Raw genomic sequence first — 19,678 nt, forward strand, 5'->3', positions numbered from 1 at the left:
TGACAGGATGAAAAAGGCATGGATTTTTCCAGGTCAAGGATCACAGTATGATGGATTCTTGCATGCGCTTCCTAAGCAGTCAATCATTCAGTCTACATTAGAAGAAGCTTCCGAAATATTAAATATTGATATTAGATTTCTCGGGGAAGCAGAATCATTAAAGAGCACACGTAATGTTCAACTTACGATGCTAACAGCAGGAGTTGCTACAGCACGAGCTTTTCTGCATGAGGGTACGGAGCCAGATTATTTAGCAGGTCATTCTGTAGGTGCATTCGCAGCTGCGGTTACAAGTGATGTTTTGAGTTTTGAAGATGCGTTGCAATTAGTACGTTTGCGTGGGGAGCTCATGGAATCTTTACAGGATGAGGCTTATGGAATGGCAGTAATTGTTGGAATGCCCGAGCTACAGTTATTAGAAATAGTAGAGCAGTTCCATACAGAGCAAAAACCAGTATATGTTTCGAATCGAAATGCTCCACAGCAGCTTACTTTATCAGGGCATAAGAAAGCGATGCAACGGGTGATAGATTTTGTTGAGGGGAAGGGTGCAAGTATAGCTAAAATGCTAAATGTGTCAACACCATCGCATTGTCCACTTTTCTTACCAGTACAAAATCGACTAGCCGCAGAGCTTTCCAATTTACCGTTGCAACGGCCAAGATATCCACTAATTGCGAATCGAAATGCGCGTGTGTTAAGAAATCCGACTGCAATCGCACAAGATTTAGCAGAAAGTATTGCATTGCCGGTACGTTGGCATGATGCGACTTCTATTTTGTTTGAAAATGGTGTACGTCAATTTATTGAAATGCCACCAGGGGATGTGTTAAAGAAGCTCGCACAAAGCGCCTTTTTAGAGGCGGATAGCTATTCAGTTGATAAGAATGGATTTAGTGATTGCTTATATTTAGCTAAAAACAAAGGGGTGTAAGTATGGTAATTATTCAGCAAGAACGTTCGTGGATGACAAGGTTAGATGGGAAAAAGAAAAGACTACAAGAAGTTGCTCATCTCGTAGATGGGGTTATTATTCCAACAAATAAAATAGTCGATGTTCTTGAAAGTGTTTTAAAACCGGGAGATCGTGTCGTACTTGAAGGAAATAATCAGAAGCAAGCATCGTTTTTATCTCAATCTTTAGTCAAGGTAGATCCTGACCGTGTTCATGATTTACATATGATTATGTCCAGTGTGTCAAGACCAGAGCATTTAGATATTTTTGAAGAAGGTATTGCGAAACGTATTGACATGAGCTATGCCGGTCCACAAAGCTTACGAATTGCGCAAATGATTGAAGACGGTCGGCTTATTTTAGGGGATTTACACACTTATGTGGAGCTATACGGACGGTTGTTCGTCGATTTAATTCCGAACGTGGCACTTGTAGCGGCAGATAAGGCAGACCGTTTTGGTAACTTATACACGGGGCCTAATACTGAGGAAACACCGACTATAGTTGAAGCAACAGCATTCCGTGATGGCATTGTTATAGTTCAAGTAAATGAAATTGTTGATGAGTTACCACGTGTGGATATTCCGAGTTCGTGGGTAGATTTCATCGTTGAAGCGGATGAGCCATATGAGTTGGAGCCATTGTTTACCCGTGATCCACGACATATTACGGACATTCAAATATTACAGGCAATGATGTGTATTCGTGGTATTTATGAAAAGCATGGTGTTCAATCTTTAAATCATGGCATTGGTTTTAATACTGCTGCGATTGAGTTACTTTTACCTTCCTATGGTGAAAAGTTAGGATTGAAGGGTAAAATTTGTCGTAATTGGGTATTGAATCCGCATCCGACGTTAATACCTGCGATAGAATCTGGTTGGGTTGAAAGTGTCCATTGCTTTGGTGGCGAACTCGGGATGGAAAAATATGTTCAGGCTAGGCGCGATATATTCTTTACAGGGAAGGATGGAAGTCTACGTTCAAACCGTACACTTGCCCAATTGGCTGGTCAGTATGCTGTTGATTTATTTATCGGTTCTACCTTGCAAATGGATGCATATGGGAACTCTTCGACGGTTACAAAAGGGCGTGTTGCAGGCTACGGTGGAGCACCAAATATGGGGCATGATCCAGGAGGGCGACGTCATTCGACAGAGGCTTGGTACAACATGATGACAAGTCAAGATGAGCTTGCACGTGGGAAAAAATTAGTTGTACAAGTTGCTGAGACATACCAAGATGCAAATACACCGGTATTTGTTGAGCGTTTAGATGCAATTGATGTAAAAAAACAAGCGAACTTAGCAGTAGCACCTGTCATGATATATTCACAGGATATAACGCACATTGTAACGGAGGAAGGTATTGCATATTTATATAAAACAGACAGCCCAGCAGAGCGTCGAGAAATGATTGCATCCATCGCAGGGGTAACCCCGTTAGGAATGGAGCATGATGTAAAACGTACACAATCGTTACGCGACCGCGGCTTAGTTGCGATGCCGGAAGATTTAAATATATTACGTGGAGAAGCGAATCGTTCATTATTGGCAGCAAAAAATATTGACGAGCTTGTGCAATGGTCAGGTGGTCTATATGAACCACCCGCAAAATTCCGAAGCTGGTAAGGGGTTGAAATTATGGAGCAACATGCAATTTGTTTACGTATTGCAGATGAAGCAGTTGCGGCATTAATTGAAGAGGTGGAACTAACGCCGAAACCAGGCTTAGTAGATTCAGAAAATAATGGTGCTCATGATGATTTAACGCTTCAAAAAATGCGTAATTCAGCACATGCTTTACATGCTACATTTTATCAAATGGCTATGGTGAATTTTGGGGAAAAACCAACTATAAAGTTGCGTGAGGCATTTGGGGCTATAGGTCGCCATGGTGAAAATCGGATGTTTCGAGTTACTGAGAATGTTAATACACATAAAGGTGCAATTTGGTCATTAGGTTTGTTATGTGCAGCGATTGCGAGAAGAAGAGGACAAGTAAATATTCCGCAAGTTTTTCATGATGCTGCGGAGCTCGCGAAATTGCCTGACAAATATATCCCTCAAATTAAAACAAATGGTTTAGAGGTGGAAAGAAACTACGGAATTACTGGGGCACGTGAGGAAGCGCAGCAAGCTTTTCCACATATTCGCGCATATAGCTTACCGGTCTATAAGCAAGCAATTCGAAAAATGCCATTAAAAGAAGCGAAACTTTTTACATTACTTGTGTTAATTTCAAATTTAAATGATACGTGTCTTCTTCACCGGGGGGGACTTGCAGGGCTTCAGTTTGCTAAGGCAGAGTCTAGAGAGTTGCTACAGCAGTTTTCAGTGTCTGCGATTAAGGGGCTAGATCAACAATTTATTGAACGCTGGCTTTCGCCTGGTGGATCAGCAGATTTGTTAGCAGCGACTTTGTTCATTGTAAATATTGAAGCAAAAACAAAAAGGGGTGCTTGTAATGGAGAAATTGACTTACACGTTTCCAGCGGAACGTCCGATAGTTAAGCGTGCACATATTGGTGTTGTAGGTTCAGGTGATTTAGAAATTTTGCTTGAACCAATTGAGGGAACTGAAACAAAGGTTGAGGTACGAACAGGTATTACAGGGTATGCTGAAAGTTGGCAAAAGGTAATTGAACGTTTTATTGCACAGCAAAATATTTTAGCATTTATTACGATTAATGATTTCGGTGCAACGCCTGGTGTTGTTTCCATTCGTTTAGCACAAGCAGCGGAGGTGGGATTCAGTGGTGAATAGTGCAACATTACCTATCAGTTTGGTGGAAAGTAAGGCGAGAGAGCGAGCGTACTTATTACTTGATGAAGGGACGGCAAAGGAAATTTTAGGACCATTTGATCGCTTTGAATCCCCACATTTAGAAGCGCAAAATATTGTTCCTCAAAGTGATGATGGCATGATTATTATGCAGGGAACGATTAAAGGTCGGAAAACGCTTGTCATTTCAATTGAGGGTAGTTTTCAAGGTGGCGGAATTGGAGAGGTATCAGGTGCAAAGTTTGCTGGTGCACTTGAGCGAGCTTTAAAATCATGTGAAGCGGGACAGTTTGTATATCCAGTCATTATTTATGATACAGGTGGTGTCCGTTTACAGGAGGCAAATTATGGATTGCTATCTATTGCCGAAATTAGTTCGGTAATTGTGGCACTTAAAAAATATGTACCAGTTATCGGGATTATTCCTGGGAAAGTTGGCTCATTTGGTGGAATGTCTTTAACAGCAGGACTTTGCTCGGCATTAATTATGACGCGTGAAGGACGATTAGGGATGAACGGCCCAGAAGTAGTGGAGCAAGAAGCAGGTGTAAGAGAGCTAAATGCTAAGCAGAAACCACTTATTTGGCAAATGATAGGTGGTACTAGTCGATTAAATGCAAATTTGATCGATGAGGTGGTGGAGGATGATATTCCAAATTATGTTGCTGCAATTAGCCGTTTATGGAATGTCCCTTCATATGCTGAGCGTACGAATCAATATGATGCGTTCTTAAATATGCTAAGTCAAATACAACTGGAGACGAAAATTAGTCCTGAAGAGGCACAAGGAACTTTACAACGTCGTCAGGAGTATGCACCGGTAAAAGAGAATGCGCAAGATGGGCAAAATGTAAGTCGTGGTCGAATTTGGTTCGACGCTTTTACAAATGGGGCAACTTCCATTTCTGAAACACCGTCTGTATTAGTTGCAGATGCCGAATTAAATGGAAAAAAAGCACGTTTTATTGCAGTTGTTCCAAATAGCGAAAGTAAGTTTTATCGTGCACGCAACGGTGAATTTGGTTTGCAAGAGGCATGGACTGTTGCTAAATATGTTCGTCAAGCTATTGAAGAGGATGCATTAGCAGATGAAAAGCGTTTAATTGTTCCAATTGTAGATGTGCCAGGGCAGGCTTTTGGCTATCATGAAGAGCTATTTGGGATTTACTTAGCATGTTCAGCAAGTGTTGAAGCGTATGCAGTAGCTCGTCAAAGTGGACATCCAATTGTGACATGTGTCGTTGGAAAAGCTATTTCAGGCGCTTTTTTAGCACATGGTATGCAAGGGAATCGTATCATCTCTTTAGATGATGACGCCATTCAAGTACATGTAATGTCTAAAAAATCAGCAGCACTTGTTACGATGCGCACGGTTGAAGAACTAGATGAGCTTGCAAATTCGGTACCATCGATGGCGTATGATATTCATTCATTCTGTTCGTTAGGAGCAGTACATGAATTAATTGCAGGGGTGAATGCAGATATGCCATCTTTAGAGCAAATACAGCAAGTTAAAAATATGATTGCTAAAGCTAAAGAAAATATAATGCAATCATCCGATGTAACGTTAGCCAATCGCCTTCAATCAAAAATTGCAATCGAAAATGGACGGAAAGCATCGATTGCTGTACGTGGAAAAATCGCAGAACAATGGTAGTAAATGTACATGATATCGTTTTTTTATATTCAAACGAAGAAGTAGAAATTTTCGAACAGAAACCCCACTGGATGTTAACAGACGAAATGGCAAACCGAATTGCTGTCGTTCGTCGCTTGAAAGTAACTGGAGAAAAAGTGGCAATAGGATTCAGAGGAAATAATCGTTCTAAACGTTTTGCGGCTTTCACATCGGCGCAAAATATTGAACGTATTATCAAACCGGTAGATGTTCTACAATTTGTACCACCTGTATCACACGAAAAATCGATAAAACAATTAAAGGAAATTTTACAGCATTTCGAATGGGGAATTGGTGGGAGTGTCGGTTTTTCAATGGCAACTGGAATACAAGTTTGTCATGAGCAAAGTGATATCGACGTCATTATTTATATGGATTCGATTGCAGAGGTTTCAAAGTTAGAGACACTAAAACCAAAATTATCGCAGTGTGAAAATAAATTAGATATTCAAATTGAAATGAAAGGTTTAGGTGGTGTTGTTTTGGATGATGTTTTAAATAATGAAAAATTTATTGTAAGAACATCTACTGGACCGATTTTAATTGAAGGAATGAGATCAAAAAATTAATTTTAAAGACTGTTCTAGAAGTAAAATTCTAGAACAGTCTTTTGTTTTTGTAACCAATTATTTCACAATACCAATATGATCTAATGGATAAAATCGAATGTTCGCTTTACCAATAACAGTATCTATCGCTATTAATCCGACTCTTGGATCTCGACTATCTGTACTATTCACACGATTATCACCTAATACGAATAAATAGCCTTCAGGAATAGTTGACACATTCGCTAAATCTTCAAGCGTAAAATCCTGTGTTAAAGTACCGTATCCCATTAATTGCGCTTTATATGCATCTAAATAGGGCTCGTCATAAGGGGTACCATTTATGTACAGCACGTCATCTTTGTATGCAATATGGTCACCAGGTAAGCCAATCACTCGTTTAATATAATTGGTTTCTTCAGTCGTGTGAAAAACAATGACATCAAAACGTTCTAATCCAGAGATTTGTTTGCCGATAATATTTACTATAACTCGATCCCCATCTTCATACGTCGGCATCATAGATTCTCCGCTTACAAGAATCGGTGTGAAAATGAAAGTACGTATCCCGATGACAAATACGACCGTGACAACAATAGCTTTTAACCATTCCAGTAATTCATTTTTTTCTTTTTTCTGCAATGTTATTCCCTCCATTTCATTTTTTTTCAAATAGTATTCACGTCATATTACTTGAAATACCATTTTAAAGCATTAGAATATAAAATTTTATCTGCAGCTTTTTCATCGAATAATTGCTGAACAAGTGCAATATCCGCCACTTCAAAAGGCCTTTTTGCTCTTGTTGATGGTAAGTCTGTTCCAAACATGAGTGCATCAGGATTCGTTGTATAAATGGACTTCATGGCATTTTCTACATTTAATTCTACACGCCCAAATCCGGTAGCTTTAACGTGTACCCCTTTATCTACTAATTTCAATAAATGCGGCAGTCCTTCTTCAGACATTCCTAAATGATCTATGGAAATAGCAGGTAATTTTTCGATGGTTGATGCAATTTCAGGTAACTCTTTTGCATCAATATACAATTCACTATGCCACCCAACCAAATCATAAACTCTTCTTGCAAAGTAGTCGAGCTTTGATAAATCCTCTGAGCCGCCCCGTTTAATATTAAATCGTAATGCTCTTACTCCGTTATTATGTAAGTTTAAAATTTCATCATCCGTCACAGTAAAAGGTAATTGTGTAACCCCACAAAATGCAGGTCCCATTTGTTTAAGTGCCTTTAATAAATAGCCTTGATCAAAACCTTGAAATGATCCAGATACAATCGCACCACCTAATACATTCAAGTGAGCTGTTTCCTGTTCATAATTTGTGACAATGTAGCTTGGCGGTGTATAACCTTGGTTCTCGATAATCGGAAAATCAAAATCAATTATGTGAAAATGTGCATCAAAAATTCTCATTCTAAATCATCCTCCCCTTGCTTAAATATATCAGAAAAACGAAGAATGACAATTCGGAAAAATACAATTATACTAAATTTATTAACGAATAGGGAGAGATGAATATGAAAAGCACAACACTTACTTTCTACATCAAATCGGAGGGTATGTTAGCTTAATTTTGTGAACTTATTTTCCGGTTTGAGCATCCAATTGGAATTGCTAAAAATCGGAGGACAAAACATTGAATATCAAAAATATTTACTACTTTACAACAAGTTCACGTGCATTCATCATCCAGATGGTGTTTACGCTGAACGCGATTTATTATGTATCTCAAGCTGGGCTAAATCCTTTACAACTCGTCTTGATAGGGACAATTTTAGAATTAACCATATTATTGTTTGAAATGCCAACTGGGTTGGTGGCGGACTTTTTTGGAAGAAAGATGTCATTAGTTATTGGAACGTTCATTATAGGGGCTGCTCATTTACTAGAAGGGAGTTTTCCTGAATTTTGGGCAATTGCAGTCGGTTCTGCGTTGTGGGGGATTGGCTGGACATTTATAAGTGGTGCGGAACAAGCATGGATCACAGACGAATTGGAAAACAAAAGTTTGGATCAAGTATTTCTAAAGGGTGCACAATACAGTTCGTTTGGTGCATTTATCGGGATTCTTGTTAGTGTATTCATTGCTACTGTTTTTTCTGTACAAATAACGATTTTGATTGCGGGCTCATTGTTAGTTCTATTAGCAATCATCTCACATATGATTATGCCAGAAACGAAATTTGTAACACTTTCCCGAGAAAATCATTCTAGTTCTAAACAAATAGAATTAGCTTTAAAGGGTGGCTTGTCACAAATAAAGGGAAATCGAGTGTTATTTGCGATTGCGGCGATCACATTATTCTGGGGACTTGCTAGTGAAGGTTTTGACCGTTTATGGGGCGCACATTTTATTGAAAGTTTTAGTCTAGCAGAGGAAGATTCGATTTACTGGTTTGGAGCGTTTTATGCCATTGCGTTTCTCCTGAATATTGCAGTGCTGAAGGTTGTAGAGATTAATATGAAAGGGCGCTATACAACGATTTTGTTGCTGGCGAATAGTTTATTATCTTTCGCTATGTTGTTTTTCGCGTTTACTGAAAACTTTTTGATTGCAGTATTATTATATTGGGCAATTGCAACACTGCGAAACATCAATTACCCATTAATGAGTGTAGTAACAAACGAGCGATTGCAGTCACAAGGTAGGGCTACTGCGATTTCGATGTACGGTCAGATAGATGCGCTCGGTCAGGTAGCTGGAGGTCCCCTTGTTGGGATCATTGCACTATATACTTCGATTAATGGAGGTATTGCTTTTTCTGCAATTTTGATTATCCCCACGTTGTACTTTTTATGGAAAATGCGAAAAGAAGCTTAAAAAGGTAGGAATTAAACTAAAATTGTACAAGATAAAAGTAATTTTAGAAGTAATAATACGACTTTAGAAATAGCATAATAAATAAAAAAAGCGCAGTAACCCTTGTAATCGGGGGTACTGCGCTTTGTCATCATTATTTCTGGTAAATTGTTGAGAAAAGGTATATGCAATTCAATCCACATATCGAATATCTAATCAATTACGCTTCGGTGTAATTGATTTTTTTGGTCATTTTTCAAAATGGGTTTTTATTATTAAATTCCGCTCAATTAAAAAATAGCATTTACAACTAAAAATAATGTGTTAACATATAAAATAATTAAGTTAACGTAAAAGGGAGGGGATGAACAATGCAGCACTTTTGGGTAATTGGCACAGATACAGATATCGGAAAAACATGTGTAACGGTATTATTAATGCGCCAATTACAAAAGCAGGGGCTTCGTGTGACACCTTACAAACCTGTCCAAACAGGGGAAGTAATTGAGGAAGGGCACGCCTATTATTACGATACAACGATGTATGAAACGTATTCTTTGCAACAATTAGAACGAACTGATTTAAACGATTATTCATTTAAAGAGCCTGCATCACCACACTTTGCAGCTCAACTAGAAGGGCAGAAAATTGATACGAAGCGCATTTTAGAGCAAATTAAACGATTAAAAAAAATGATGGATATCGTAATTTGTGAAGGTGCTGGCGGGATTTTTGTACCGCTAGATGTAAACGGAGAGGTAACGTTTCTTGATGTCATTAAGCAAAGTCAGTTGCCTGTTGTGATTGTTACGCGGACAAAGCTTGGCACCATTAATCATACATTGTTGACGTTAGAAGCATTATATTCAAGAGGAATTGAAGTACTAGCAATTGCCTTTAATGGCGACACAGGAAGCGCATTAGAACGTAATAATATCGAGACGATTTTACAGCATCATCCCAAACCATATGCAATCATTCCACAGTATAAAGAACTTTCCGAAGTCATGGATCATTCCATAACAAATACATCATTATATGAAAGGCTGTATCAATATGACACAAAAATTATCTGACTTGCAAGAAAGGGATTTAAAACATGTATGGCATCCGTGCTCACAGATGAAGGATTATGAGCAATTTCCGCCAATTGTCATTGAACGGGGTGAAGGGGTGTGGCTTTATGATGAGCACGGCAATCGATATTTAGATGCCGTATCTTCTTGGTGGGTAAATTTATTTGGTCATGCGAACTCACGCATAAGCCAAGCGTTAAGCGAGCAAGCCTTTCAGCTGGAACATACAATATTTGCGAATTTCACACATGAGCCTGCCATTCGCGTTGCCGAAAAATTAGTCGCTTTAACTCCAGAGGGCTTAAACAAAGTCTTTTTTGCGGATAATGGTTCTTCCTCTATTGAAATTGCATTGAAAATGAGCTTTCAATTTCATATGCAAAGTGGCGATACTAAGAAAAAACGCTTTCTTGCATTAACAGATGCGTATCATGGCGAGACACTTGGAGCGCTATCGGTCGGGGGTGTAGACCTGTATAACGACGTATATCAACCGCTCTTACTCGATACTGTACGTGCACAAGGACCCGATTGTTTCCGCTGTCTATTCAATGAACAACCGACAAGTTGCCAAGCGCAATGTATTCATTTTGTGGAAGAGGAATTAATTTTACATCATGAGGAAATTACCGCTGTTATTATAGAGCCACTTATTCAGGCAGCCGCTGGAATGAAAATGTATCCACCGATTTATTTAGAACGACTTAGAACTTTGTGTACAAAATACAATGTGCATTTAATTGCTGATGAAATTGCGGTTGGATTTGGTCGAACGGGTACTATGTTTGCCTGTGAGCAAGCGAATATTTCGCCAGATTTTATGTGCCTGTCAAAAGGATTAACAGGTGGCTACTTACCGCTATCGGTCGTATTAACAACGGATGCGATTTACGATGCCTTTTATGATGATTACAACAAAATGAAGGCCTTTTTACATTCGCATAGCTATACAGGGAACACGCTCGCTTGTCGGGTGGCACTAGAAGTTTTGACGATATTTGAAGAGGAAAACTACATCGAAATTGTGCAACGTAAAGGTGATTATATGAGAAAGTTAGCAATTGAAGCATTTAGTGAGCTTCCATTTGTAGGTGAGTATCGTCAAGTTGGGCTAGTTGGTGCAATCGAGCTAGTAGAAAATCGGGTTTCAAAACAACCGTTGCCGAGCGAGGAGCGGATTGGCTATCAAATTTATAAAATGGCACTAGCAAAAGGATTACTCATTCGTCCACTGGGGAATATTTTATATTTTATGCCGCCGTATATTATTACAGATGAGGAAATGCGTTTCATGATTCAGACGACAAAAGAAACAATCAAACAATTTTTTGCAAAGAGGGAGGGGTAAGGGATGCAACACCGACAAAAAACGTTATCACTTGTAATGGTGGCGATGTTTGCCGCATTAACAGCAATTGGCGCATTTATTAAAGTACCATTGCCAGTCGTACCATTTACATTACAAATTGTTTTTGTTTTTTTAGCAGGGTGTTTACTCGGTAGTCGGAATGGTTTGCTTAGTCAACTTGTGTATATCGGTATTGGTTTAGTTGGATTACCTGTCTTTACGCAAGGTGGAGGAATTACATACGTGATGCAGCCGACTTTTGGTTTTTTAATAGGCTTCGCGCTTGCCGCATTTGTTATCGGTAAGCTACTTGAAAAAGTAGAAGTGCCAACAAAGTGGCATTTTATCGCCGTTAATATTGTAGGTCTTCTACTTATTTATGCAATCGCGGTACCATATTTATATGTCTCGTTGAATTTTTGGCTAGGCGTGCAAACGAGTTGGTCACATGTATTTTTAGTTGGATTTTTAAATAGTATCCTAGCCGATTTTTGCTTAGCGATCGTATCGGCATTTTTAGCGGAACGATTGTATAAAGTATTACGTTCGGCAAGAGCAATTGAAATAAAACAGATGGAAAAGGAGCTTGCATAATGAATTGGACACAGTTAGCAGAAGAAGTTATTGAGGGGAAATTATTAAGTAATGATGAGGCGCTAGCCATTTTAAATAGCGATGATGATGAGTTACTAAAATTAATGGATGGTGCATTTACCATTCGAAAACATTATTACGGCAAAAAAGTAAAATTGAATATGATAATGAATGCGAAAAGTGGTTATTGCCCAGAGGATTGTGGCTATTGTTCGCAATCATCTAAATCTACTGCACCGATCGATAAGTATCCTTTTATTACAAAAGAAGAGATTTTAGAAGGGGCTAAACGTGCATTTGATAATAAAATTGGGACGTACTGTATCGTTGCGAGTGGACGTGGCCCGACGCGTAAAGATGTGAATGTCGTAAGTGAAGCCGTGACGGAGATTAAAGAAAAATATGGTTTAAAAGTTTGTGCTTGCTTAGGGTTATTAAAGGAAGAGCAAGCACAACAATTAAAAGAGGCGGGGGTAGATCGTTACAATCATAACTTAAATACATCGGAGCGCCATCATTCGTATATTACGACATCTCATACATATGAGGACCGTATCAATACAGTGGAAACTGTAAAAAAACATGGGATTTCACCTTGCTCCGGTGCCATTATTGGGATGAAGGAAACGAAGGAAGATGTGGTAGAAATTGGACGAGCGCTTTATGAACTAGATGCGGATTCTATTCCTATCAATTTCTTAAATGCCATTGACGGGACAAAACTAGAAGGCACGAAAGAATTAAACCCACGTTATTGTTTAAAAGTGTTAGCGCTATTCCGTTATATGAACCCGACAAAGGAAATTAGAATTTCAGGTGGGCGAGAAATCAATCTTGGATCATTACAACCACTAGGTATGTACGCAGCAAACAGTATTTTTGTAGGCGACTATTTAACAACAGCAGGGCAAGAGGTGAATAGTGATTACCAAATGCTAACAGATATCGGCTTTGAGATCGAGTTAACAGAAAAGCAGGAAGAGGTATTTTGTTCATGAATATAAATAAGCGCAGCATCCCTATTACCTCGGGTTGCTGCGCTCTGTCATAATTTAAGGTATTTTCCGGATAATAGCTCGTACTGGTGCCCCGTCCGCGCCTTCTACTTTTAAAGGCAAGGCAATTAAATCATAAAAACCTTGTTCAACCGTTTCAAGTATTAAACCTTCGACAATATGAATGCCCGCTTTATATAAAGCATGATGCGCACTTACTTCTTTACTATCTAATGGATCAACAGAAGGATTGTCAACACCGACTAAAACGACCCCTTTATCTTGTAAAAAAGGCGCGACGTCCGGATGAATTACAGGGATTGTCGTTGGAAACTGCGAACATATGGCATCAACTGTTTTAAATAAAATCCGCTGAACGCCTTTAAAATCAACGGCACTCAACATCTCATGTGTAATTTCTGCAGCTCCTCTACAATCCATTACAAAACATTGCCCGATAAACACGTTCACATCGAGCTGATCCATTTTTTCACCATCATTATTAAAGTGAAAAGGGGCATCAGCATGTGTTCCGATATGCATGGAAGTTGTCATTTTTCCGATATTAACTGAACCTGTTTGATCTTTTGTATAACCCACTTCAAAATGAAATGGTGTATCACCTGGCCAGTTTGGCATGCCAGCTTTTAATGTTTGCGTAATATCAATCCACATAGTGCACCTCTAATATTGAATAATTAAATACACTAGAACAGTAAAAATAACCAAGGGAACAACAATTGTCATTAAGAAACGATACGTTTTATAAAAACCTTCGCCCATTTTACTTCCTTGAAGAAGCTCATTTTTTACTACATTTTTATCCATTACATGCATAATAAATACTGCGATGAGCAAGTTGCCGATTGGTAAAATGACATTAGACACAACGAAATCTGTCGCATCGAAAATGCTTCTGCCAAAGATTGAAACATCGCTTAATGTGCTGTACGTTAAAGTAGACGGAATCGAAGCGATAAAGACAAAAATCCCGATGATGATCGTTAATCTCGCACGTGTCATTTTGAATTTTTCAACCGTCGCAGCAACAATAATTTCATACATGCTGAACGAAGAAGTTAACGTTGCAAATAAGAATAAAATTAAAAACAGGGCTAAAAACAGCTCACCGAAAGGCATTTGCGAAAATGCTGCAGGTAATACCATAAATAGTAATGGCGGTCCTTCAGTAACTTCCATGTCAAATGCGAATACTACTGGGAATATTGCTAAACCCGCTAAAAATGAAACGAAAATACTTAAGCCGACTACGGATCCAGCAGCGTTTGGCAAGCTCACATCTTTCTTTAAATAAGAGCTATACGTTACTAAACAAGAAAACCCGACTGCTAATGCAAAAAATGATTGCCCTAATGCATATAAAATCGATGTTGCTGTAATATTTGTGAAGTCTGGATATAAGAAAAACTTGACGCCTTCCATAGCGCCGTCAAGCGTTAATGCGCGAACGACTAAAATAAAGAACATGATGAATAATAATGGCATCATAAATTTATTCGCTTTTTCAATCCCATTTTGAACGCCAAGCGCAATAACAATTACGTTTGCGATTGTAAATAACGCTAAACCAAGCAAAGCAATCCACGGTGTCCCTGTCACTTGGCCAAAAAATGCGCCCGTGTCTAATGATGGCTCAATAACATTACCCACAACTGAAACGCCACTATAAATAAAAATCCATCCACCTACAACACTGTAAAAAGAGAGTAATAAGAAGCATCCAATTATCCCTAACTTCCCAATCCATGCCCATGCTGGTGTATTTGGTGCTAAAAATCTGTACGCTGAAACAGCCTCTTTTTGTGAGCTTCGGCCGATAATATACTCGGATAATAACATCGGAAGCCCAATGAGAAGGGTTAACACGACGAAAATTAAGAAGAATGCACCTCCACCACTTTGACCCGCTACGTAAGGCATTTTCCAAATGGCCCCTAAGCCGATTGCAGCTCCCGTAGATGCTAATATAAAGCCGATTTTACTGGACCATTGTCCTTTGTTTTCTTTCACTCAATTTCCCCCGTATCTTTTATAAGGTTGTTCGTAAATCCCATAATTCTGGGAAGAAACGGTGGTCTAACACTTGGCGTAAGTAATTGACACCGGAAGAACCACCAGTCCCAATTTTAAAGCCAATAATTCGTTCAACTGTTTTCATATGTTTGAATCGCCACGTCTGTAAAGAATCTTCAATATCCACTAATTTTTCAGCAAGTTGATATAAATTCCAATATTTATCGATATTTTTATAAACGGTACTCCAAGCAGCAGCAACCGATTCATCTCCATCATAAACGACACTAAAATCACGGTTTAACAGTGCTTCATTAATCGGTAATCCAGCGCGTGCCAATGCTTGAATCGAAACATCGTAAATGCTCGGTGCTTTGGAAGCTTTCTGCAACATTTCTGAAATCTCTTGATCTTTTTCATAGATTTTTAAAATATAAGGTGTTTTGTATCCTAAAGCAAATTCAATTTGGCGATATTGATAGCTTTGGAAGCCAGAAGCTTTGCCTAGTGTATCCCGGAATTGTAAATACTCGGCTGGCGTCATTGTTGCGAGTACGTCCCACGCTTGAATAATTTGAATTTGAATTTTAGAAACGCGCGCTAACATTTTGAAAGACGGCTGCAATTCATTTCGTTGAATCGCTTCAATAGCACCTTGTAGCTCATGGATAATTAACTTCATCCATAGTTCACTTACTTGGTGAATAATAATGAATAACATCTCATCATGGTGATTTGATAGCCGATTTTGGTTGGACAAAATATGCTCTAAACTTAAATACTCGCCATACGTCATATCATTTTTAAAATCCGTATGAATCCCTTTTTCTTGCTTCATTTTTTCCTCGAGTTCAGAAATGGAGCGTTTCGACATGTCAATTCCTCCTAAGCAATGATTTCCCGTTCGTTATGAAACTTTTTGTATGTTTCGTTTTCCATAATATCTTTCAAAATTTGAACGACTTTCCACACTTCTTCAAATGAATTGTACAAGGCAACAGGTGCAAGTCGGATTCCATTCGGCGCTCTAAAATCAGGAATAACACCCGCTTCTTTAAGTGCTTTGCAAATACGTGCCGCTTCCTCATGCACTAAAAATACATGACCACCACGTGTTTCGTCAGTAGGGTTCCCTAATTGAAAAACATCAGGGATTTCCTGTTGTAAACAGTCCATTAAAAAGCCTGTTAATTGCAATGATTTTTTCCGAATCGCATCAATACCAACTTCATCAAACATGGACATAGAGCCTTCTATCGGTGCTATACTTAAAATATGTGGTGTCCCAATTTGATATGCACCGGAAGCATTTGCTGGAGAGAATTGTACCGCTAAATCAAATTGTTTCGTTTTATCTGAACCGAACCAACCTGCTAGTCCTGGCATCGTTCCGAAATGTTTTTCATGTACGAATAATCCTGCAACCGAACCTGGACCGCCGTTTAAATGTTTATAATTGCACCAAAACGCAAAATCCACACCTATATCATGTAATTGATGTGGAATAGAGCCGATTGAATGACATAAATCGAAGCCTACAATAATGCCGCGCGCATGGGCCGCTTTCGTAATCGTAGCGATATCTAGCACTTGACCACTACGATATAAAACAGCGGGTAATATGGCTACGGCAATATCATCTGTCATCGCATTTATAATCGCTTCTGTTGTAATCGTTTGGCTGTCTTCACTTTTTACGAATTTCAAATGGTCAGCTGGTAAATTACGTAGTTGAATTTGACTTGCCATTGCATAAAGGTCGGAAGGGAAATTTAATTCATCTGCTAATATTTTATTGCGCTCAGCAGTGGGGTGGAAAAATGTTGCGAGTAGCTGATGTAAGTTTGTCGTTGTGGAGCCTGTTAAAATAACTTCCTCTTTTTTCGCTCCAACTAATGGTGCGCATTTCTCTCCTAAGTTTTCGGATAAAAAATACCAAGGATGTTCACCATTCGTCCAACCGTCGATGCCGAATTGTTTCCAAGAATTTATTAACGTCAATAAACTGTTTTCTGCCCGTTTGGATAACAACCCTAAAGAGTTTCCGTCGAAGTAATATTGATTTTCGTTTTTATAAAATTCTTTTGCATATCGTTGTAATGGATCTTGACTATCTAGCAATCTCGCTTTTTCTAAACATTCCATAAAATCACCCTTTTATCCATTTTTTTACTCCAATTTAATCATAATTTTCTAGATTAGGATTGTCAATGAAAAGACAAGGGAAAGTTATTATTCTATAAGTATTTTACTAGTATACTTCACTTATTGATAGCTTTAAATCGTTAAAGTGAGCGAAGTAATAGCGGTTAAGTAACTATTTGAAAATAATAATAGTTGTATGGATGCTATCCCATAATTTAAAAACCGCTATCTACTTAGTAATAACTAAGAAAGATAGCGGTTTTTTCAGCCCCCAAATTTAACTTTGCTTCGTAATCGTAATATTCAACCAACCAAATAAGATGGTAATGACTGGGCTAAGCAAGCAGAAAAATGCAAAGGGAATATAACTAATGACACTTACATTTAACGCCGTTGAAATGAATAAACCACATACACCCCAAGGAACGAGCGGGTTAATTACCGTACCAGCATCCTCAATAACACGCGCTAAATTTTTCGGATGCATATTTAAGCTTTTGAACTTTTCTTTGTACGTTTCACCTGTTAATAAAATCGATAAATATTGTTCGCCAACTAAAAAGTTAATCGCAATGGCTGTAAATGCTGCCCCTGTAATGGCTTTACCGATACTTGTTAACAATTGCTGAATTGAGGCAAGTAATGCTTGAATAATGCCTAATGAAAACAAAAGACCACCCATTGAAAGGGAAAGTACGATGAGTATGATTGTAAATAGCATACTATTCATCCCACCACGCGTTAATAACGAATCAATTGCCTCGACACCCGTATTTGCAACATAACCGCTATATAAAATTTCAAAAAGTTCATTAAATGGAATCGCACTATGCATATAAGAAAGAACAACGCCACTAATTGTACTAATTGTTAAAGTCATTAAACTCGGCACTTTAAAAATCGTACAAATAATTAATATAACGAGAGGAATAAGTGCATACCAATGCACAAGATTCGAATTTAGTAAAACTTCTTTATACTGTGTAATTAATTGCTCATCAATGCTCGTGCCTTTCGGTGATAAAATTGCATAGCCAATAACGGATAAAATAAAGGCAGGGATTGTTGTATACATCATATTTCGAATATGTGTAAATAAATCAATACCTGTAACCGTTGCCGCTAAATTCGTCGTATCTGAAAGAGGGGACATTTTATCACCAAAAAATGCACCTGAAACAATTGCGCCTGCTGTAATAACTAGGGAAGCATCCATTGCGGTGGCGACACCTAGCATAGCAACGCCAACCGTTCCGACCGTTGTGAGAGAACTCCCAATTGCAGTCCCAATTATGCCTGTAATAATAAATACACTTGCATAAAAGAAGCTCGCTGCAACAAAAGAAAATCCAATATACAATAAAGTAGGGATTGTTCCACCGATAATCCAGCTACTTATTAAAAGTCCAATTAAAAGGAAAATATAAATCGCGCCAATCCCTGTTTTCGCAGAATTCACCATGCTTTCCTCTAATTGACGGAAGGGAACTTTTTTGGTTAACCCATAAGTCATTAAGATGATAATAGAAAGAATGATTGGGATATGGGGAACACTTTCAAGCTTCATGATTGAAAATGATATTAATGCGATAATGAATACCGTTAATAAACCAGCTTCAAGAAAACTTGCTTTCACCTGTTTTTGTTGAATCATAATCTAAAACTCCTTTATGCTTTTGCACTTTGATGCGTTGAAGTAAGAAAGTAATCCTAACATGAATACTATGAAAAGGGAAGGGGTTATGTGAAAAATACATAATACTTGCAATGAAATAGTATAAATGATCGTCTTAACGGCGTAAAAAAAGCCCTCTATGCATGATGCGCATAGAAGGCTTCAATTATTAGTCAGCTAACATAATTTTTTCTAACTGTAAAGGTTCGATATATGTATCACCTTTGTAAGCGCGCATATTACCACCAGAAATTTCATCGATTAAAATAATTTCATTGGTTTTCGCATCGCGGCCAAATTCAAGTTTTATATCATATAAAGTTAAACCTTTTTTCTCAAGCTCAGCTGCAACGAACTTAGAAATTTCAATTGTACGCTCTTTTAAAATGGCATACTCTTCATGTGTTAGTAAGCTTAACATTGCAAGTGCATCTTCAGAAATTGGAGGATCTAGGCGCTCATCATCTTTAATCGTTACTTCAACGAATGCGTCTAAATCTTGGCCTTCGCTTGCATAAGCACCATAACGACGTAAAAATGAACCAACTGCTTTGAAACGGCAAATTACTTCAAGACCTTTACCGAATACAGTTGCTGGTTTTACTGTCATTGTTGCATCGTCAAAGTTTGCATCTACATAATGAGTAGGTACATTCAGTTCGTTTAATTTAGAGTAAAAGAATGACGTTAAGCGTAAACATGCTAGTCCAGCACCATCAATTGTTAATCCAACTGTATTGGCACCTGGATCAAATACCCCATTTTCACCTGTTACATCATCTTTAAATTTTAATAAATAATGACCATCTTCTAATTTAAATACATCTTTTGTTTTACCTGTATACACTAATTCCACATGAAAAACCTCCATTTCGATTACATTACGTATTATAACACGAATGTTTACTTGTGAAAAATAAAATATTGTTCGTATTTTAAAGAGAGACGTCTGACCTATCTGGAATTAAAAGAGGGAAATTTCTCACTACTCCTAATATTTGATATAATAAATTATAAGAGAAGGAG

19 protein-coding genes are annotated in these 19,678 nt (G+C 38.2%); 11 read left to right on the top strand and 8 right to left on the bottom strand.

Going from position 1 to position 19,678, the window contains the following annotated elements; all coding sequences use genetic code 11:
• Window positions 1–7: 7 nt before the first annotated feature.
• The 6 genes from MHI10_RS06855 to MHI10_RS06880 are packed head-to-tail and all read left to right on the top strand — an operon-like array spanning window position 8 to window position 5,986.
• Window positions 8–934 carry an ACP S-malonyltransferase gene (locus MHI10_RS06855; protein ID WP_340784147.1) on the top strand — a complete coding sequence of 309 codons (927 nt, stop codon included), beginning with the start codon at window positions 8–10 and terminating at the stop codon, window positions 932–934.
• A gap of 2 nt (window positions 935–936) precedes the next feature.
• Window positions 937–2,586: a malonate decarboxylase subunit alpha gene (gene mdcA, locus MHI10_RS06860; RefSeq protein WP_340784150.1), complete on the top strand. Its 1,650-nt coding sequence runs from the start codon at window positions 937–939 to the stop codon at window positions 2,584–2,586.
• 12 nt (window positions 2,587–2,598) lie between these two features.
• A complete protein-coding gene (locus MHI10_RS06865; protein WP_340784151.1) occupies window positions 2,599–3,468 on the top strand; it encodes a triphosphoribosyl-dephospho-CoA synthase in 870 nt (289 codons plus the stop codon).
• Complete coding sequence (locus MHI10_RS06870) at window positions 3,422–3,721, top strand: malonate decarboxylase subunit delta (protein ID WP_340784153.1); 300 nt, start codon at window positions 3,422–3,424, stop codon at window positions 3,719–3,721. Before MHI10_RS06865 ends, MHI10_RS06870 begins: the two co-directional genes overlap by 47 nt.
• A complete protein-coding gene (locus MHI10_RS06875) occupies window positions 3,711–5,396 on the top strand; it encodes a biotin-independent malonate decarboxylase subunit beta (RefSeq protein WP_340784154.1) in 1,686 nt (561 codons plus the stop codon). The genes MHI10_RS06870 and MHI10_RS06875 overlap by 11 nt, the downstream gene beginning before the upstream one ends.
• Window positions 5,390–5,986, top strand: a complete 597-nt coding sequence (locus MHI10_RS06880; protein ID WP_340784155.1) for a malonate decarboxylase holo-ACP synthase — start codon at window positions 5,390–5,392, stop codon at window positions 5,984–5,986. Before MHI10_RS06875 ends, MHI10_RS06880 begins: the two co-directional genes overlap by 7 nt.
• Window positions 5,987–6,043: 57 nt before the next feature.
• On the opposite strand, the gene lepB is transcribed toward MHI10_RS06880, so the two are convergent.
• Window positions 6,044–6,613, bottom strand: a complete 570-nt coding sequence (gene lepB / locus MHI10_RS06885) for a signal peptidase I (RefSeq protein WP_340789158.1) — start codon at window positions 6,611–6,613, stop codon at window positions 6,044–6,046.
• A 41-nt stretch (window positions 6,614–6,654) separates the two neighbouring features.
• Window positions 6,655–7,398, bottom strand: a complete 744-nt coding sequence (locus MHI10_RS06890; RefSeq protein ID WP_340784156.1) for an amidohydrolase family protein — start codon at window positions 7,396–7,398, stop codon at window positions 6,655–6,657.
• Between the two features lie 223 nt (window positions 7,399–7,621).
• On the opposite strand from MHI10_RS06890, the gene MHI10_RS06895 reads away from it, so the two are divergent.
• From MHI10_RS06895 to bioB, 5 genes are all read left to right on the top strand, one after another.
• Window positions 7,622–8,806, top strand: a complete 1,185-nt coding sequence (locus tag MHI10_RS06895) for an MFS transporter (RefSeq protein WP_340784158.1) — start codon at window positions 7,622–7,624, stop codon at window positions 8,804–8,806.
• A gap of 350 nt (window positions 8,807–9,156) precedes the next feature.
• Window positions 9,157–9,861 (top strand): dethiobiotin synthase, encoded by a 705-nt coding sequence (gene bioD / locus MHI10_RS06900; protein ID WP_340784160.1) that lies wholly within the window; start codon window positions 9,157–9,159, stop codon window positions 9,859–9,861.
• On the top strand, window positions 9,842–11,209 hold the full coding sequence (bioA, locus tag MHI10_RS06905; protein WP_340784161.1) for an adenosylmethionine--8-amino-7-oxononanoate transaminase: 1,368 nt from the start codon (window positions 9,842–9,844) through the stop codon (window positions 11,207–11,209). The genes bioD and bioA overlap by 20 nt, the downstream gene beginning before the upstream one ends.
• A gap of 3 nt (window positions 11,210–11,212) precedes the next feature.
• Entirely contained in the window at window positions 11,213–11,803 is a 591-nt protein-coding gene (locus tag MHI10_RS06910; RefSeq protein ID WP_340784163.1) for a biotin transporter BioY, read from the top strand.
• Window positions 11,803–12,801 carry a biotin synthase BioB gene (bioB, locus tag MHI10_RS06915; RefSeq protein WP_340784165.1) on the top strand — a complete coding sequence of 333 codons (999 nt, stop codon included), beginning with the start codon at window positions 11,803–11,805 and terminating at the stop codon, window positions 12,799–12,801. The genes MHI10_RS06910 and bioB overlap by 1 nt, the downstream gene beginning before the upstream one ends.
• A gap of 54 nt (window positions 12,802–12,855) precedes the next feature.
• Here the strand turns inward: bioB and kynB are convergent, their stop codons facing one another.
• The 6 genes from kynB to MHI10_RS06945 form a co-directional block, all read right to left on the bottom strand.
• Window positions 12,856–13,473: an arylformamidase gene (kynB, locus tag MHI10_RS06920; RefSeq protein WP_340784167.1), complete on the bottom strand. Its 618-nt coding sequence runs from the start codon at window positions 13,471–13,473 to the stop codon at window positions 12,856–12,858.
• A gap of 9 nt (window positions 13,474–13,482) precedes the next feature.
• Complete coding sequence (locus MHI10_RS06925; protein WP_340784170.1) at window positions 13,483–14,829, bottom strand: sodium-dependent transporter; 1,347 nt, start codon at window positions 14,827–14,829, stop codon at window positions 13,483–13,485.
• Between the two features lie 19 nt (window positions 14,830–14,848).
• A complete protein-coding gene (gene kynA, locus MHI10_RS06930) occupies window positions 14,849–15,706 on the bottom strand; it encodes a tryptophan 2,3-dioxygenase (protein WP_340784171.1) in 858 nt (285 codons plus the stop codon).
• An 11-nt stretch (window positions 15,707–15,717) separates the two neighbouring features.
• The gene (gene kynU, locus MHI10_RS06935) at window positions 15,718–16,977 is read right to left on the bottom strand and encodes a kynureninase (RefSeq protein ID WP_340784172.1); all 1,260 of its coding nucleotides are present in this window, start codon (window positions 16,975–16,977) and stop codon (window positions 15,718–15,720) included.
• A gap of 277 nt (window positions 16,978–17,254) precedes the next feature.
• Window positions 17,255–18,631, bottom strand: a complete 1,377-nt coding sequence (gene nhaC / locus MHI10_RS06940) for a Na+/H+ antiporter NhaC (RefSeq protein WP_340784174.1) — start codon at window positions 18,629–18,631, stop codon at window positions 17,255–17,257.
• 190 nt (window positions 18,632–18,821) lie between these two features.
• The gene (locus MHI10_RS06945; protein WP_340784176.1) at window positions 18,822–19,508 is read right to left on the bottom strand and encodes a phosphoribosylaminoimidazolesuccinocarboxamide synthase; all 687 of its coding nucleotides are present in this window, start codon (window positions 19,506–19,508) and stop codon (window positions 18,822–18,824) included.
• Window positions 19,509–19,678: the final 170 nt, after the last annotated feature.

Origin of the sequence: Solibacillus sp. FSL K6-1523, from assembly GCF_038005225.1 — a bacterium.
Lineage (GTDB): Bacteria > Bacillota > Bacilli > Bacillales_A > Planococcaceae > Solibacillus.